This is a genomic window from Halobacillus sp. AWM4_238, assembly GCF_056158265.1.
The window spans coordinates 2,805,886-2,821,615 of sequence record NZ_JBSWSY010000002.1; the positions used below are offsets into that span (position 1 = coordinate 2,805,886).

Here is a 15,730-nt window from a genome sequence, read left to right on the forward strand (position 1 = left end):
ATGAAAACAATGACAGCAAAAGAAGTGGAACAACAACGATCTGAAGGTAAAGAACTAAACATTATCGATGTCCGTGAAGATGAAGAAGTAGCAGAAGGAATGATTCCTGGTGCCAAACACATCGCTCTAGGTACTGTCGAAGAGCGTGCAGATGAATTGGATAAGGATAAATCTTATATTATGGTTTGCCGTTCTGGCGGTCGCAGTGGCCGTGCTTCCCAAATCCTTGAAGACAAAGGATTCGATGTGACGAACATGGAAGGCGGCATGATGAGCTGGGAAGGTCCTACAAAATAAATAATTGAACGATATACCTTAAAGGGTAGAGGAGGAATGTAAGAATGGAATTGAAAACAGATCTTACGTTAGATGCCAAAGGATTAGCTTGTCCTATGCCTATTGTGAAGACGAAGAAAACAATGAAGGACATCGAAGCTGGTCAAGTCCTTGAAATTCAAGCCACAGACAAAGGGTCTAAAGCAGACCTTGAAGCTTGGGCGAAAAGTGCAGGCCATCAGTACTTGGGTACGATTGAAGAGGGAGACGTACTCAAGCACTATGTCCGCAAATCCAGCAATGAAGAAGAACAAGAGAAAAAACATCCTAATGTCGTAAACAACGAAGAATTGGATGCTCTTCGCAGTAACAATGACGTCCTAGTATTAGACGTGCGCGAATCGGCAGAGTATGCCTTTGATCATATCCCTGAAGCAACGTCTATTCCACTTGGAGAACTTGATGAACGTGCAGATGAACTGGATCGTACGAAGAATGTTTATATCGTTTGCCGTACAGGAAGCCGCAGTGACCTCGCTGCTCAGAAGCTTACGGAAAAAGGTTTTGAGAATGTTTACAATGTCGTTCCAGGCATGAGTGGCTGGAATGGCAAAACTACGAAGCTTTAATTCTATATTTTTTTATAAAAACTAATACCCCAGGAGGTAATAAGATGACGGTTAAAAACATGACGGTAAAAGAAATTACGAATAAAGTGTTGAATAATGAAGAGCTATTCCTTCTTGATGTACGAACAGAAGATGCATACCAAGACTGGAAAATCGAAGGCAAAAACTTCTCTTATTTGAACGTTCCTTATTTCGATCTCCTTGATGGTGTCGAAGAAATCGTAGATCAGCTGCCCAAAGATAAAGAGATTGCTGTCGTTTGTGCCAAAGGCGGCTCATCCCAAATGGTTGCTGAAATGCTTGTGGAAGAAGGATTCGAAAATGTTTACTCCGTAGAAGGCGGAATGAAAGCCTGGAGTGAGCACTTGGAGCCGGTCAAAGTCAATGACCTGAAAGATGGCGGCGAGCTTTATCAGTTCGTACGTATCGGTAAAGGCTGCCTTTCCTACATGGTCGTATCTAACGGAGAAGCAGCGATCATCGACTCTACCAGAATGACAGATGTGTATGTTGATTTTGCTAAAGAATTGGATGTTAAAATCACGAACGTCTTTGATACGCACTTGCACGCCGATCACATTTCTGGTGGACGTAAGATTGCAGAACAAACAGGTGCCACGTACTGGTTGCCCCCAGAAGATGCGGGTGATGTGACATTCCATTACCAACCACTTCGTGATGGAGACCATGTCACGGTAGGAGATACAAACATTGATATTCATGCGTTGTATTCTCCTGGCCACACGAAAGGATCTACTTCTTTCGTCGTGGATGATCAATATCTGATGACAGGCGACATCCTGTTTATCGACTCTATCGGACGACCGGACCTTGCCGGCAAAGCCGATGACTGGGTGATGGATTTAAGAGAAACCCTTTATACACGTTATAAAGAGCTTTCTGACCAACTGATCGTCCTTCCTGCTCACTTCATGATCATGGATGAGTTGAACGAAGACGGTACCGTCGCTGAAAAACTAGGGACCCTTTTTGAAAAGAACCATGGTTTGAACATTGATGATCAAGATGAGTTCAGAAAAATGGTGACAGAGAATCTGCCACCTCAACCAAACGCTTATCAAGAGATCCGTAAAACAAATATGGGTAAAATCAGCCCAGACAATGAAGAACAGCGTGAAATGGAAATCGGTCCGAACCGTTGTGCTGTAAGGTAAAAACTCATAAGCCTGGGAACCCAGGCTCCCCTACTATTAATTAATAAACATTTGGAGGTATTCAATTATGAACGTAACAAAAACACTTGATGCAACAGGACTAGCTTGCCCAATGCCAATCGTGAAAACAAAGAAAGCAATGAAAGACATTGAAGCAGGAGAAGTACTTGAAATTCATGCAACAGACCAAGGGGCAAAAGCAGACTTGACCGCATGGGCGAAGTCCGGTGGTCACGAACTTCTACAAACAGAAGAAGACAGCGGTGTATTCAAGTTCTGGATTAAAAAGGGAGAATAATCAGGGAACACCTGATTGAACCATTATGGAATAAAGGGAACCTGTGACGGTTCCCTTTTTTATAGGAGGTCAACGGACTATGGAATTCGGATTAATTATCACGATTTTTCTCATCGGCTTCATAGGTTCATATATATCCGGAATGCTCGGCATTGGTGGTTCTATCATCAAATATCCGATGCTGCTTTATATTCCGCCGCTTGTTGGTTTTACAGCCTTCACCGCCCATGAAGTATCCGGCATCAGTGCCGTTCAGGTCTTTTTCGCAACGATTGGTGGTGTATGGGCCTATCGTAAAGGAGGTTACCTGAACAAATCGCTCATTTTATATATGGGTGTCAGTATTTTGATCGGCAGCTTCATCGGTGGTTATGGATCAAGGTTCATGGCTGAAGACGGCATCAACATCGTTTACGGCATCCTTGCTCTCATTGCGACAGTTATGATGTTCGTGCCGAAAAAAGGCATTGATGACAAACCTTTGGAGGGGGTCACCTTTAATAAACCCTTAGCTGCCCTACTTGCATTAATTGTAGGAATCGGAGCAGGGATTGTCGGTGCTGCTGGGGCTTTCTTATTGGTACCAATCATGCTTGTTGTGCTTAAAATTCCGACAAGAATGACTATTGCCTCTTCTCTTGCCATTACATTGATTTCTTCCATCGGAGCGACCGTCGGAAAAGTGACCACAGGCCAGGTCGAATATTTCCCTGCAGCGATTATGGTAGTGGCAAGCTTAATGGCTGCACCTCTGGGCGCAATGGCAGGAAAGAAAGTAAACACAAAGATCCTTCAGACCATCCTTGCCTTATTAATTTTAGGGACGACAATCAAAGTATGGATGGATATCTTTTAATACGAGGTATACCAAAGGAGCAGAACTATATAGAGTCTCTGCTCTTTTGGTATGTCATTTATTTTTTATACTTGCCCCATAATAAAAGAAAGCGAACTGGATCAAATACACTATTCATTGGTTATCTTTATAAACTGTAGATCAGAACAAAAAAAGCCCTCTCTCCTTCTAAAGGAGAGAGGGCTGTCATTATTTTTCTTGCTTATTTTGATTCGGCTCATTGCTCTCGCTTTGAACCATCTCGGTTTCATCTAGGTAACGCAGCAAGTCACCATAGATTATGGAATCAGACATCTCCAATTCCTCTTGAGCCTTTTCAAACCCTTCATTACAAAGGTCTGCTTCTAGCTTTTCCCCTGTCTCACGATCATAGCAAGTCCCTTGAATACCGACATATTCTTCGCTTGCAAAGTTACCATCACGAGTAATCATCAATTGACGACGATCTTCATCCAGAAGGTCATGCCCGAATTGGATTGGATTATCGTCTTCAATGCCTAACAAGTTCGTCAATGTTGGACGAAGGTCGACTTGACCACCAACGGTATGGTTTTTCTCAGCGTCAATGCCTTGGCCGTAAATCAACATCGGTACACGCTGCAATTGGAATTGCTCGTAGTCATTGATTTCTTTATCCAAATACTCGCCCATCGCTTTTTGGTGATTTTCAGAAATTCCGAAGTGATCACCATAAATGACTAAAATGGTATCCTCATAAAGCTCTGAATTCTTGAAGTCTTCAACGAATTTCTTCAATGCCTCATCCTGATAACGGATCGTTTGGAAGTAACGGTTTAACGTGCCACTCCCCGTTTCCCCTTCTTCAATGAGCTTCTGCTCTTCAGGAAGTGTGAAAGGATAGTGGTTGGTCAATGTAATCATCTTCGAATAGAATGGTTGATCCATTTCTTTCATCATGTTCAACGAATCTTCGAAGAAATATTCATCCAAGTAACCCCAACCATGAGATTTCTCCGGTGTGACCGTATAATCTTCCTTAGAGAAGAATTCGTCATAGCCAAGAGAGTCATACATGACATTTCGGTTCCAGAATGTTTTGTCATTCGCGTGCATAGAGTTGGTAAAATAACCATTATCTCCAAGCAACCCTGGGAGTCCTTCATATTCATTCGATGAATGCGTGAAGAAAACAGCTCCGCGATTCAAAGGGTACATGGAGTTCGCGAGTAAAAACTCAGAGTCTGACGTACGTCCCTGCTTGACTTGGTGATAGAAGTTATCAAAGTAAATGCCTTCTTCTTTCAAATCGTTGAAATATGGGGTCAACTCTTGACCGTGTAACGTATTGTCGACAACGAATGTCTGTGTACTTTCAAGTGAAAGCATAATGACGTTTTTACCTTCTGCAACACCTTCTAAACGATCGCTGTCTTTAGATTTACTTTCGTTCAAGTAGTTGATGACCGGTACAAGTTCGTTACTGTCTGCCAGTGTCTTTTTCATTTCGGTCTTCCCTTGCAACACCACATCATAGACATGGTAATTGATGACACCGATATACTTCACGAGCATGTTACGGTCGAACGTTCTCTCCAAAAGATCCGTTCTCTCTTGCTCAGCCCACTGCAAGTTAATCATAAACAATGGAACAGCGACGATAGCAAGAACAATCCCTTCCCTGCGCTTTGGCTTGAAGGCCTGGAAGCGTGAAGGTTTCAAGTAGAATAATAGAAAAGCCGCAATAAGAACATCGACAAACAGCAAGGCATCAACAGGACTTATAATCGTGGTGATACTGCCTCCGAGGTCCGCGAGGTTTGCTACCTGGTTTAACATCGGGATCGTTATAAAATCATTGTATTCTCTGTAAAAGAGAACATTTACGTATAAAAGAATCGAACCTAAGATATAGGAAACGAACATTCCCCGACGTCCGGCAAGTAAAATACCCAATCCGAAGATGAGAAAAATACTGCTCAGTGGATTGAATGCCAGAATGTTTGCTTCATTCGAATTCTCTACATTCAACGAAAAGATGCTTGTTTGTATATAGTTCATTTTTAACCAAAAAAGTCCAATAACGAATAGGTAGATTAATAGTCTTAAACCCGTTTTTTTATTTATATATTTATTATTTGTAAACATTGTAAAACCTCCGTTAATTTTACATTACCCTATTTTACCTCATCTCAAATCTTTTTTGTACCACTTATAGATAGTTTAAAAACTCTGACACATTTGCTTCATTTATATCAAGGCTTACCAATAGAAAAATGAAGCTCAATACCTATACTTCCGCCCTTTCTCCTATAGAAGGAAAAAAGATTATAAATCTACTCAAACCAACCCTTTGTTTTGTGTTAACCTATGAATATATAAGTTAACAAAGAGGAGTGTTGATCGTGTCACCACAAAGTAAAAGGTTGAGGTTCATCGTTAACGGGGCATTGTTTGCAGCCCTTACAGCAATCATGGCCCAAATTGAAATCCCTCTTCCCATCGTTCCGATCAGTGGACAAACGTTAGCTGTCGGGCTTACGGCTACGATTCTAGGAAGCAGGCAGGGAGCTGTAGCAATGGTTGGGTATGCATCTCTAGGTGCGGTAGGCCTCCCTGTATTCGCGGGGTTTAGTGGGGGAGCACAAGTCTTAGCGGGGCCGACAGGTGGTTACATATTCGGCTTCATTTTAACAGCTTTCATCACTGGGTATATTTTAGAGAAGACGTCCTTCAACTTGCCCATGGCCATCGTTGCAAACATAACAGGTATGATCATTACGTTGATATGCGGCACCATTCAGTTGAAATTTGTCCTGGATATGACTTGGAACCAGGCCCTAGCCGCCGGTGTCTATCCTTTTATCGCGGTAGGACTCATTAAAGCTTTTCTTGCAAGTTGGATTGGCATCATCGTCAGAAAACGACTGATTCAGGCAAGATATATAAAAGAAAATCCTCAACCCGCAGCCTCGTAAGCTTATATTTCCAGGGAAATAAGAAGAACGCCGTGATGGAACACGGCGTTCTTCTTATTCTTCCGTTTGTAAATCTACGAGAATGGTACTGACAACCAAAAATAGCGGAATACACGCTACTGTAAAAGCAAATGCGAATGACATTCTCTTCCCCCCTCTCCTACCAGGTTTGGAACCTGCCTGAACCTGGTGGTGCATGTTGGATAAGATCTGCTAAAGGAATCGTGTAAGCTATAGCAATCATCACTAAGGCGATGCCGATCCATATCTTCCAATTCTCCAAAAAACCAGGAGTTGCAGAAGCATCACTGGAGGCGATCGGAAACGATTCTGCCTCATGAACGTCAGCCTTAGGTGCCACCCACCACAATTGGATGACAATAAATATCAGTAATGAGGCCGACAAAAAGAGTATGGCTCCACCGACAGCCATCGTCACATGATTCGATAAAACCCCATCAAACCACGCAAGAGCATCGTCATGAGCATAACCTGTATAGGCGGTTCGCCTCGGGGCTCCTAACAACCCAAGAAGATGCTGGGCTGTACTCATGAGGAGCATCCCTACTGACCATGAAATGATTTGAATAAAAGCGAGCTTTTGCAGTGCTTTTGTAAAACGCCTTCCCGTCAAGTACGGGATCAACCAAAACGTGAGACCAAAGAAGGTCATGGCTACAGGAGTCCCGACAGTAATATGGAAGTGTCCGACGACCCAGAGCGTATTGTGAATGACTTCATTCATTTGGAAGCTTGCGTTGATGATTCCACCTGCGCCTCCAGGTATGAAGAAAGCCATGGCGATAAAGATGGAAGTAAATCGAACATCCCTCCACGGTAACTTCCGGAACCAACCGAACAATCCTTTCCCTCCAAGCTCCCGTCCCCTCAATTCAAACGTTGCGAACATAGAAAAGGCTGTCATTAAAGAAGGGATAATGACCATAAACGTTAATACGGTTTGCAGGAACTTCCAGAAGCTTGCAATTCCGGGTTCTGTCAATTGATGGTGAAAACCTACAGGAATCGAGAAAAGAATAAACAATACGAATGATAATCGCGCAAGTGAATCGCTGAATACTTTCGTCCCGAGAATCTTTGGTACGATTATATACCACGCCATATAGGCTGGAAGTAACCAGAAGTACACGAGCGGGTGACCAAAATACCAAAATAATGACCGGCTCAATTCAACGTTAATGCCGTCCACCATGCCAAAGGCCCAAGGGATGAATTGAAACAAAACAGCTGCTACAACCCCAAGACAAGCGATCACCCACATAATCAGCGTAGCGACCGTCATGAAAGCAAATAACGGGCTGAATTCTCCTTTATGCTGTTTTCTCCAAGCCTGGTAATGACCAATTAAACCAAACCCTTGAATCCATGTACCGATAACAAATAAGGCAAGACCGACATAGAACAGTCCATGAGCTTGTAAAGGAGCATAAAAGGTGTAAAGGACCGAGGCCTGGCCTCCAATGACCATGATGACTACTAAAAGGGTCCCTAATGATGTAACGATAAAACCAACCCAGTTCCATAGAAGGACTTTAGGACCGAATGATCCCAGCGTGCGGCTCATCCCCGCCTGGAAAAAGGCAAAAATGAAGAATGTCGTGAAGACGATCGCAAGCAACACCCCGTGAGCCGTCAACACTTGGTAATAATCGAGCCACCCAGGTAACGTGAGTGCATCATTTCTTATAAAAACCTGCAGCAGACCACAAAGTGTCCCTATTAAAAAGGCTGCATAGGCAAAACCTAAGTTCGACAGGGCCAGTTTCCGTTCTCCCTTTGCTATTTGTCCCATCATCATTGTTCAATCACCTCGATTTCTGTACTCATAAAATGGTGGCCGGAACCACAATATTCATTACAAATAACAAGATACGTCCCTGGTTCTTGAAACGTATGCTTTTTATGGTTGACCTGCCCCGGTACGACCATCATGTTCACGTTTGTCCCTACAACAGAAAAACTGTGAACGACGTCTTCACTTGTAACCGTAAACAGGATCTCTTTTCCAGCTGGGATTTGAATTTTTCCAGGTTCGTACCCGAAAGCTTTTCCTACCATGACCACTTCATAAGTGCCATCTTCTTTTTCATGAACCCCTGGTTGATCGAAAGGGGCCGTTTCATATACCTTTTCAGGATCAATTTTCATATGCCCTCCTGATGGTGTATGCCCTTGATGAAAGGCACTGACGCCGACAACAGATAAAAAGATGATTAATGCCATGATTCCAAAAATAAGCCATATTTTTTCATACTTGTGTAAATGCATACCTTTCCCCCCTATAACCGCTGAATATATAAAAAGTAAACGCTCACCCACATGAATATTATGATCGCCCCTACGGCCAGAACACTCACTAGGGTTCCTTTCAAATCTACGTTTTCGTCCCGTTTCTTCATCCCAATCCGCCCCCCCTCATCCCTTCAAATGATCTACATTTATTGTATCGAGCGGTGGTAAAATAAAATATTGGGGAATCCCCTCATCTTGAATAGAGAAATCCCCTATTCCTTTTTAAAACTTTAAAACGAGTTTAAGCAGCTCCCTATTGTTGAACCATACTCCATAAAAAAGAAGCCTGATCCAGGATCAGACTTCTAAGGGGATTCTCACTATGATGGTCGTTCCTTTATGTACAGCGGATTTGATCGATAATAAACCACCAACAGCACGTGCTCGTTCTTCCATACTGAACAACCCTACACCTTTATTAGAGCGGCCAACTGAGAAACCTCTTCCTTCATCAGATATTTCGATTAGGAGAATACCCTCTTCTTCCCAGATCCGTACCTCCGCCTTCTCTACCTCTGCGTATTTTCTAACATTGGTCAGCGCTTCCTGGATGATTCGATAAATGCTTGTTTCAACATCAGGGGATAAGCGGCAGCGAACATCAGATTGGAAAGTGACGCTCAATCCATATGATTTGTCCAATCGACTAATGAATGAGCGTACAGCAGGCATTAGTCCCAGTTCATCTAATGCGGATGGCCTTAGTTCCCAGGACATATCCCTCACACTCTGAATTAAATGACCGATGTCTGTGGTCATCTGGTCAATCAACGGGTGTGTGTATTCTTTTTCCAACCTCTGAACAGTTATAAGGAGGCTGTATAACTCTTGACCTATCCCGTCATGCAGTTCTCTCGATACATGCTTCCGCTCATTTTCCTGCACATCAATGATTTTTGTCATCATATGTTGGAGCTCTTGTTCCACACGCTTCCGCTCCGTGATTTCATTGCGTATAGCTAAATATTGATAAGGCTTTCCCTTATCGTCCAGAAAAGGAACAATTGTGGTATCCACCCAATAATAGGACCCATCCTTTGCTTTGTTCCTGATTTCTCCTTTCCATACGAGGCCGGTGCCTATTGTACGCCACAGCTCTTTGAAAAATTCGTTTGAATGGTACCCGGAGTTTAATATTCTATGATCCTGACCAATCAATTCCTCGACGTCGTACTTGGATATTTCCGAGAATTTTTCATTTACATACCTGATTCTTCCTCTCTTGTCTGTTAGAGCGACAATGGAAGACTCATCTAATGCATACTTGATATCAAGCAGTTCTTTGAAAGGTTCATAACTTTCGCGATCAAGCGAAATTCTTTCCGCAAGATTTTGAATTGTAATATAAAAGTAACGCATATCTGAGATGACCGAATCGTGAACAACTAAGAAAACCGGAAAGGGACTCCCCCCCTCCGGGGTAATGTAATGCTCCAGAAGGACGCCTTTTTCACAGTTATGTAGGTCGCTTAGGGACAGATGAAGAAACAAATCTTCCAGCACGACCTCCTCACTACTCCGTTGAAATAAATCCTCTGCCCGACCATTGAAACACGTAACAGCGCCGTCTTCCCTTACGATTAAAAAACCTTCCCTTCGGCTGGGAAGGGTTGGTGAAAGCGTTCCTTTTTTCATTCCACCACTTCCCTTTCTTGAAAATATCCTTGAATAGAAGATGCTATGTGGTCACACACCTTCTTATCTGGCAACGCATGGGGGGTTCGATAAGCAATTAATAGCACAGCCCCGAAAAGAGAGGAAGTAACGATCGGAATGGCTACAAAAGCACATATTTTCTCAGATAATAGGATTGGATACTCTCTAAGCGGCAAAGGTAGGTCTGCAACATTCTCACACCTGAAAGTTGTGCCAGTTTGCAGAACTCTGCCCGCCACTCCTTTCCCGTACATGACGTTCATCCGTTTATACCGTCCATTCAGCGGGCGATCAGCATACGTCCACCTGATCCCTTCAGAAAGGGAATCGAACTCAGCTATAGCAACTAGAGATGCATCTGTAGTTGTGACAACCTTTAAACATAAGTCTTCTAACGATCGCCTCATACGTTCATCCCCTTTATAGAGAATATCCAAGTAACCCTTTCTTCCAAGCATATTCCACTAGTTCCGGCCGGGTCTTAAGCTGTAATTTCTCCATCACATGCGCCTTATGAGCTTCAACCGTTTTGACACTGATCACCAGTTTCTCAGCTATATCCTTATTGGCGAATCCTTTCGCGACAAGGGCGAGCACTTCCCTTTCTCTGTCGGTCAGCAAACGATAAGAGTCCGACACTGCCCCTTTTTTCAGCTTGTTCATATAGTCTTCCATCAAGCGTTTCGTCGCTGATGGATACAAATAAGCATCTCCCTCCGCTACTTGACGGATGGCTTTTACAAGCTCTTCATGAGGAGCATTCTTTAAAATACAACCGGAGGCACCAAGTTCAATGGCCCGAAATAAATACTCTTCATCATCATGCATTGTTAATATTAAGATGTGCGTATCAGGAAACTGTTTTTTTATCTCTGATGTCGCCGATAACCCGTCTTTACCGTGAGGCATGGACAAATCCATTAAGACGACGTTCGGATGTTTCTCCTCTACTTGAGCAAAAGCTTCATCTCCTTCTGAGGCTTCTCCTGCAACTTCAAAATCATCCACTGCATTCAAGAGCATTCGTAACCCCGAACGGACGACAGCATGGTCATCAACGATCACGATGGAAGTCATCCTCATTCCCCCTCTTCCTTAAATAGATCCAACACCACTGCCCTGACCTCTGCTCGATTTTCAACTCCATATCTGTCTCTTTCTGTACAGAACGAAGAAAACCCTTTTCATCCAAATCGAATGGTTCATGCGGCGAATGGAATAAGAACGAAATCGATTCCCCTTCCATATGGATGTCTATCGTATCGGTGTCCGCATGCTCGACAATCAAGAGGATGGTTTGTTGAATCATACGGAATAAAACTCGTTGATCTATCGAAAATGTTCCACCCTCACTCAAAAGGCGCACCGTTACCCCAAACTGCTTGCCTATTTCTTTGCTAAACTGTTTGATGGCAGGTACCACTCCCCTTTTCGAAAGGGATAAGGGGGTAGACCCATTCGACTTACTTCTCATATCATCAATCACATGAGTTAACAAAAGAGCAGATTTTGATGACCTTCCCTCCTGTTCCAATTGATGAAGCAGTCCTGTCAAAAGGTGGCTGTACCTTTCATGAAGATCATAAGATAAATCATGTAACATTGATTCATACATAGAGATGATTCCATCCCCTGGAAGTTCCATCGTTTCTTTCATCCTTTCTCCACCTCGATCACACTTAATCTTACCACCATCATACCTCCAAAAGGAGCGGACGGATATTAGGGCATTCCCTGATTTTCGCAGTCCTGTTCATAATTTTAGTGAATCTGGGAAACGTAAGAACGGAGGTGGACACGCATGCAGCCTTATCTATGTCCCAATTGTAAAACCAATCGCTCCCGCTTTAATTTAATCGAGCAGGAAGCAAAAGCAGTAAAAATGAATCCTAGAACAGGGGAACCAGATGAGAGTTATTCATCAGAAAATATGGACCCTTTTCACATGGCCTACAAAGGTCCGCAAGTAAAAGTCCAATGCGGCGCGTGCGGTTTGATTGAAGATGAGAAGTCTTTTATCGCCTTCGCAGAACACAATCGTTTAAATTGATCCTCTGTATAAGAACAGGGGGTCTTTTTATGTGGTGATCTCTTTTCGGACTGGTCGGCCGAACTTGAACAAAACAAGTGGAAGGCCGAGTAAGAACAAAGGTTGATAGATTCCAGCACCAAGAAGAATGAGACCAGCCAGTCTTCTCCATTCTTCACGATAAAAATTTTCCTTTTGGAGGATCATCAAGCGTTCATCTATTACCCTGGTAAGATCTACATAACCAAAGATCAATACTGCAATCAATTGCATCCCAATTGCTACAACCGATTCACCAAGGAACACCTGAATGCTGATGAATGATAGTAATACAGGTAAAAACCCCATATACGCACATTTCAAATAGCTGCTTTTACATTTGGACTCTTCGAGCGGCAGCGAATGAAACACATTCTTCACATCGGAAAAGAGCCCTCCTGCGACCTCATGATAGACGACTATGGCAATAGGTAGAGTAAACATTAACATCCAATCGACCCTCATCGGAATGATAAGAATAATTAAACAAACCGTAGGAATGGTTTTCCAGATCACATCCGCGGATCTTTGGAAATAACTGACCCAAATCCGTTCATAGAGATGCTTTATCGAATAATAACGCCCTCTCTTCTTTTTCCAAATGGACTGTGTAATCCCGAATCTTTTCGATGGCTTAATATTCACCTCTGTGAAATAGCCAACCAACCACATGTTCCACACACGAGCATCGTTAATATCGACGACTTTCCCCCAGTTCTCCTCTTCATTTAACAACGTAATAAGAACAATAAGTATGGCTAAACCGAGGTATTGTACGATCACAGGGAAACCTATGAAAAATAATACTCCAAGAACTGCGGTGATTAGGGACACGCTCACTTTATAGAGCATGCGCTCTGAAAATAGTTTCCACTGCAACCATAATGATAGGGGATAACTAACAACCAGGATGGATACCCAAAGCAAAGCAGATTCCCATGACATCAATATAAGCGCAAATGGGAGAGGGATCATCATGATGGTAAGAAGTTGAACGATGTACTTTTCTAAAAACAAATAGGAGAGGAGTCGCTTCCTTGAGTGAGGCATATAACTAAGCTGAAGTTCTGAAGATGAGAAACGAATGCCTGGGTCTGTAAAAGAAGTAACAGCCGCACTTATGATGGCCAAAAAAGGCAGGAAGAAAGCGTATTCCGCTATGACCTCCCCTCTTCCATCTAAAAGCGGAATCAACCGTTGCATCCAGTCATAACCGAGGAACAAACAAAAAATGATGAACAATCCACTATAAAAAACTACTACAGGATCAATAACCATATCGTAGGTCTTTTTATAAAGGTCGAACTTTTTTTGCCTGCGTTTTTTTCTCAGCCATTTATACACGGAATAGGTCGTCATTTGCTCCATCATGTCGACCTTCTTTCCAACTCGTGAAATTGTGACACATCTCCCGTAGAAGATACGTTCCCCTCCACAAGCATGACATAGCGGTCGGCAAGCTGAGATACTTTATCGAGTTGATGAGTGGTTAATACAATACTTGTGCCCTGCGCTTTTTTCCTTACTAACTCTTCCTCAAGGAAATGCCCTGCATAGACATCCAATCCCATGAACGGCTCATCAATGAATAAGACAGGTACATCAGGAATAAGAGCACAAATCGTCTGGACTTTCTGCCGCATCCCTTTGGATAGAGCTTCAGGATACTCATCCAGTTTGTCCTTCAATTCAAACCCTTCTGTGTAGGTATTGACTCGGCTTTCAAATAGGTCTTCAGGAACAGCGTAACTCTTCTGATAAAGTTTAAAGTGGTGATAAACGGTCAATTCGTTGAACAAAAGCGGTTCTTCCGGTATGTATGTAAAACTCCTTTTGTACGCTTTATAGTGCTTATCCTGGTCATATCCTGCAATGGATAATGTCCCCGTGACTTTTTCCCGTGAGCTGATCATCGTTTTCATCAGCGTTGATTTCCCCGCCCCATTATGACCAACCAGTGCTACGAGTTCCTCTCTTCTCACATAAAAAGTGATGTCACTCAAGATTCTTTCTTTTTGGATATCAACACTGCAATTTTTAACATCCAATACCACTCCCATACCCACACCTCCATCTATTTGGTTTACATACGAATCCATCAATCAAATAGTTTCAAATTTTATCCAAACGAAGTTATTAGAGTATATGGAAGGATTGTGGATGACTCAGTTTCGAGACTTTCCGGGGTTCGTTGTTAAGTTGAGCGTCAGGGGTTGTTGGGAATCCGCTCGCTTTCCTTTGGTGATTGAGGCAAGCCTGCTTCGCACTGATGGGTCTCGCCAGCCAATCCATTCCCGCGGGAGTCTCACAGGTTCCCAACAACCCCATTCGATTATGTGAGAAACGAATCCCTATACCAGGAAAGAGCAGCTTCCACCATCACTACCTATAGCTAGAAAAAGCTATATAACAAGCGATTATGAACTCTATCCATACAGTGGATGCTTGGTGTTACAGCTCCTAATACGTGTAGAACGCTCCTAATTTTGGAAGTAGTTTCGAGATCCTCCTATGTTCAAGGGGCGGAGGGGAATGGCGAGACTCCTATCTTAAGTGTGGAGGCGCCTTGGTCAGCGGCGTATGGACTGGACTGAGCTGGCGGAGATAAAGGAAACACGAAGAACGGAGTGATTCGATGTTGACTTATCGTACAGAAGCGAGGGAAGTCTCACTAGCCGCTAGGCGCCGGAACCGGATATTTACGAGGAAAAATGTGCAGGGTGAGACCCCGAAGGACGCAGTCCGAGGAGGCTCACCGCGCTCCCGCGGAAAGCGGGCTATTCCCCGCATCCCCCATCACTCAACAAAAGTTTCGAAACTGTGTCTTTAAGTTAAAGGAGCTTATGTGTAAGTAATTGTAGGGTTTAAGAGAGTTTATTCAATAAAAATAAGCCCTCTCCGCTTATACGAGGGGCTTATGATCATCGATTCATTCTTGATAAAAAGTCACCGAGCAGGTCATCGTCATCTTCTTCTACCACTTCTTCTTCCCGTTGTTCCTGGAAATCAGCTTGTAAATTATCCAGGTCTAAATCATCCAAATCATCATCCCCATCGATCTCAAGCGGGGTTTCCGGCATGACAGATTTCTCCTTCTCAGGTTCAACTTTTGTCGGGACTGTGGTGTCTTCTTCTGTAGCAGCCTCTTCTTGAAGATAAAGAGCATCATCAATGTTGTAAGCATTGCTATTTAACGATGCAAGCAAAGTGGTGGCTCTGACAGGATCCATCATGAGTTGATAAAGGATGCTGCCGATCAGAGCTTCTGAATGTTCATGTTTAATCCAACTCTTCTGCTCTTTCGTAAGAGCTTTCGGAAGCGGGATGGTCACCGTTTCCTTGTCTTTCGTAAAGGACTGGTTTACTCCATCAAGGACATACTGAGCGATTTTGCTTGAGAAATTTCTACGTTCCTTTTCTTTTAACTGGGACAGCTGTTTTAATAAATGATCCGGTGTGTCTGAGGGGACCCGGAATGTAATCGACTGTCCCCTCTCCACACTTTTTCTAGAAGAACTCATCC

General features: G+C 43.2%; 17 protein-coding genes. 7 read left to right on the forward strand and 10 right to left on the reverse strand.

All coding sequences use genetic code 11. From position 1 onward, the window contains the following. The 5 genes from ACXACN_RS13990 (at position 1) to ACXACN_RS14010 (ending at position 3,234) form a co-directional block, all read left to right on the forward strand. Positions 1–297 (forward strand): rhodanese-like domain-containing protein, encoded by a 297-nt coding sequence (locus tag ACXACN_RS13990; RefSeq protein ID WP_474965273.1) that lies wholly within the window; start codon positions 1–3, stop codon positions 295–297. Positions 298–341: 44 nt separating this feature from the next. Then, on the forward strand, positions 342–905 hold the full coding sequence (locus tag ACXACN_RS13995) for a sulfurtransferase TusA family protein (protein WP_474965275.1): 564 nt from the start codon (positions 342–344) through the stop codon (positions 903–905). 44 nt (positions 906–949) lie between these two features. Next, on the forward strand, positions 950–2,080 hold the full coding sequence (locus tag ACXACN_RS14000; RefSeq protein WP_474965277.1) for an MBL fold metallo-hydrolase: 1,131 nt from the start codon (positions 950–952) through the stop codon (positions 2,078–2,080). Positions 2,081–2,147: 67 nt separating this feature from the next. Continuing rightward, positions 2,148–2,378 carry a sulfurtransferase TusA family protein gene (locus tag ACXACN_RS14005; RefSeq protein WP_474965279.1) on the forward strand — a complete coding sequence of 77 codons (231 nt, stop codon included), beginning with the start codon at positions 2,148–2,150 and terminating at the stop codon, positions 2,376–2,378. 79 nt (positions 2,379–2,457) lie between these two features. Continuing rightward, the gene (locus ACXACN_RS14010) at positions 2,458–3,234 is read left to right on the forward strand and encodes a sulfite exporter TauE/SafE family protein (RefSeq protein ID WP_474965281.1); all 777 of its coding nucleotides are present in this window, start codon (positions 2,458–2,460) and stop codon (positions 3,232–3,234) included. A gap of 189 nt (positions 3,235–3,423) precedes the next feature. On the opposite strand, the gene ACXACN_RS14015 is transcribed toward ACXACN_RS14010, so the two are convergent. Next, the gene (locus ACXACN_RS14015) at positions 3,424–5,340 is read right to left on the reverse strand and encodes an LTA synthase family protein (RefSeq protein ID WP_474965283.1); all 1,917 of its coding nucleotides are present in this window, start codon (positions 5,338–5,340) and stop codon (positions 3,424–3,426) included. Positions 5,341–5,597: 257 nt separating this feature from the next. Between ACXACN_RS14015 and ACXACN_RS14020 the strand changes: the two genes are divergently transcribed. Then, on the forward strand, positions 5,598–6,170 hold the full coding sequence (locus ACXACN_RS14020; protein WP_474965284.1) for a biotin transporter BioY: 573 nt from the start codon (positions 5,598–5,600) through the stop codon (positions 6,168–6,170). A gap of 160 nt (positions 6,171–6,330) precedes the next feature. On the opposite strand, the gene ACXACN_RS14025 is transcribed toward ACXACN_RS14020, so the two are convergent. From ACXACN_RS14025 to ACXACN_RS14050, 6 genes are all read right to left on the reverse strand, one after another. Beyond that, complete coding sequence (locus tag ACXACN_RS14025) at positions 6,331–7,989, reverse strand: b(o/a)3-type cytochrome-c oxidase subunit 1 (protein ID WP_474965286.1); 1,659 nt, start codon at positions 7,987–7,989, stop codon at positions 6,331–6,333. After that, on the reverse strand, positions 7,986–8,459 hold the full coding sequence (locus ACXACN_RS14030; RefSeq protein WP_474965288.1) for a cytochrome c oxidase subunit II: 474 nt from the start codon (positions 8,457–8,459) through the stop codon (positions 7,986–7,988). Before ACXACN_RS14030 ends, ACXACN_RS14025 begins: the two co-directional genes overlap by 4 nt. Positions 8,460–8,780: 321 nt before the next feature. Then, positions 8,781–10,118 carry a PAS domain-containing sensor histidine kinase gene (locus ACXACN_RS14035; protein ID WP_474965289.1) on the reverse strand — a complete coding sequence of 446 codons (1,338 nt, stop codon included), beginning with the start codon at positions 10,116–10,118 and terminating at the stop codon, positions 8,781–8,783. Then, positions 10,115–10,546, reverse strand: coding sequence for a GAF domain-containing protein (locus ACXACN_RS14040; RefSeq protein WP_474965291.1), 432 nt, complete (start codon positions 10,544–10,546; stop codon positions 10,115–10,117). The genes ACXACN_RS14035 and ACXACN_RS14040 overlap by 4 nt, the downstream gene beginning before the upstream one ends. A 13-nt stretch (positions 10,547–10,559) precedes the next feature. Then, complete coding sequence (locus ACXACN_RS14045) at positions 10,560–11,216, reverse strand: response regulator transcription factor (protein ID WP_474965292.1); 657 nt, start codon at positions 11,214–11,216, stop codon at positions 10,560–10,562. Continuing rightward, positions 11,194–11,796, reverse strand: a complete 603-nt coding sequence (locus ACXACN_RS14050; RefSeq protein ID WP_474965294.1) for a hypothetical protein — start codon at positions 11,794–11,796, stop codon at positions 11,194–11,196. The genes ACXACN_RS14045 and ACXACN_RS14050 overlap by 23 nt, the downstream gene beginning before the upstream one ends. Before the next feature lie 144 nt (positions 11,797–11,940). On the opposite strand from ACXACN_RS14050, the gene ACXACN_RS14055 reads away from it, so the two are divergent. Then, entirely contained in the window at positions 11,941–12,189 is a 249-nt protein-coding gene (locus tag ACXACN_RS14055; protein WP_115823113.1) for a DNA alkylation repair protein, read from the forward strand. A 27-nt stretch (positions 12,190–12,216) separates the two neighbouring features. On the opposite strand, the gene ACXACN_RS14060 is transcribed toward ACXACN_RS14055, so the two are convergent. The 3 genes from ACXACN_RS14060 to ACXACN_RS14070 all read right to left on the reverse strand — a co-directional run bounded on the left by ACXACN_RS14060 (position 12,217) and on the right by ACXACN_RS14070 (position 15,728). Next, a complete protein-coding gene (locus tag ACXACN_RS14060) occupies positions 12,217–13,575 on the reverse strand; it encodes a hypothetical protein (protein WP_474965295.1) in 1,359 nt (452 codons plus the stop codon). Then, positions 13,575–14,267 (reverse strand): ABC transporter ATP-binding protein, encoded by a 693-nt coding sequence (locus ACXACN_RS14065; protein ID WP_474965297.1) that lies wholly within the window; start codon positions 14,265–14,267, stop codon positions 13,575–13,577. The genes ACXACN_RS14060 and ACXACN_RS14065 overlap by 1 nt, the downstream gene beginning before the upstream one ends. Positions 14,268–15,128: 861 nt before the next feature. Next, positions 15,129–15,728: a hypothetical protein gene (locus tag ACXACN_RS14070; RefSeq protein WP_474965298.1), complete on the reverse strand. Its 600-nt coding sequence runs from the start codon at positions 15,726–15,728 to the stop codon at positions 15,129–15,131. Positions 15,729–15,730: the final 2 nt, after the last annotated feature.

Excerpts from the sequence above, each read along its gene's own strand:
- ACXACN_RS14050 (WP_474965294.1), bottom strand. The coding sequence starts at position 11,796 with ATGAAAGAAACGATGGAACTTCCAGGGGATGGAATCATCTCTATGTAT.
- ACXACN_RS14025 (WP_474965286.1), bottom strand. The coding sequence starts at position 7,989 with ATGATGATGGGACAAATAGCAAAGGGAGAACGGAAACTGGCCCTGTCG.
- ACXACN_RS14015 (WP_474965283.1), bottom strand. The coding sequence starts at position 5,340 with ATGTTTACAAATAATAAATATATAAATAAAAAAACGGGTTTAAGACTA.
- ACXACN_RS14070 (WP_474965298.1), bottom strand. The coding sequence starts at position 15,728 with ATGAGTTCTTCTAGAAAAAGTGTGGAGAGGGGACAGTCGATTACATTC.
- ACXACN_RS13995 (WP_474965275.1), top strand. The coding sequence starts at position 342 with ATGGAATTGAAAACAGATCTTACGTTAGATGCCAAAGGATTAGCTTGT.
- ACXACN_RS13990 (WP_474965273.1), top strand. The coding sequence starts at position 1 with ATGAAAACAATGACAGCAAAAGAAGTGGAACAACAACGATCTGAAGGT.
- ACXACN_RS14045 (WP_474965292.1), bottom strand. The coding sequence starts at position 11,216 with ATGACTTCCATCGTGATCGTTGATGACCATGCTGTCGTCCGTTCGGGG.
- ACXACN_RS14065 (WP_474965297.1), bottom strand. The coding sequence starts at position 14,267 with ATGGGAGTGGTATTGGATGTTAAAAATTGCAGTGTTGATATCCAAAAA.
- ACXACN_RS14000 (WP_474965277.1), top strand. The coding sequence starts at position 950 with ATGACGGTTAAAAACATGACGGTAAAAGAAATTACGAATAAAGTGTTG.
- ACXACN_RS14005 (WP_474965279.1), top strand. The coding sequence starts at position 2,148 with ATGAACGTAACAAAAACACTTGATGCAACAGGACTAGCTTGCCCAATG.
- ACXACN_RS14060 (WP_474965295.1), bottom strand. The coding sequence starts at position 13,575 with ATGGAGCAAATGACGACCTATTCCGTGTATAAATGGCTGAGAAAAAAA.
- ACXACN_RS14055 (WP_115823113.1), top strand. The coding sequence starts at position 11,941 with ATGCAGCCTTATCTATGTCCCAATTGTAAAACCAATCGCTCCCGCTTT.
- ACXACN_RS14035 (WP_474965289.1), bottom strand. The coding sequence starts at position 10,118 with ATGAAAAAAGGAACGCTTTCACCAACCCTTCCCAGCCGAAGGGAAGGT.
- ACXACN_RS14040 (WP_474965291.1), bottom strand. The coding sequence starts at position 10,546 with ATGAGGCGATCGTTAGAAGACTTATGTTTAAAGGTTGTCACAACTACA.
- ACXACN_RS14010 (WP_474965281.1), top strand. The coding sequence starts at position 2,458 with ATGGAATTCGGATTAATTATCACGATTTTTCTCATCGGCTTCATAGGT.
- ACXACN_RS14030 (WP_474965288.1), bottom strand. The coding sequence starts at position 8,459 with ATGCATTTACACAAGTATGAAAAAATATGGCTTATTTTTGGAATCATG.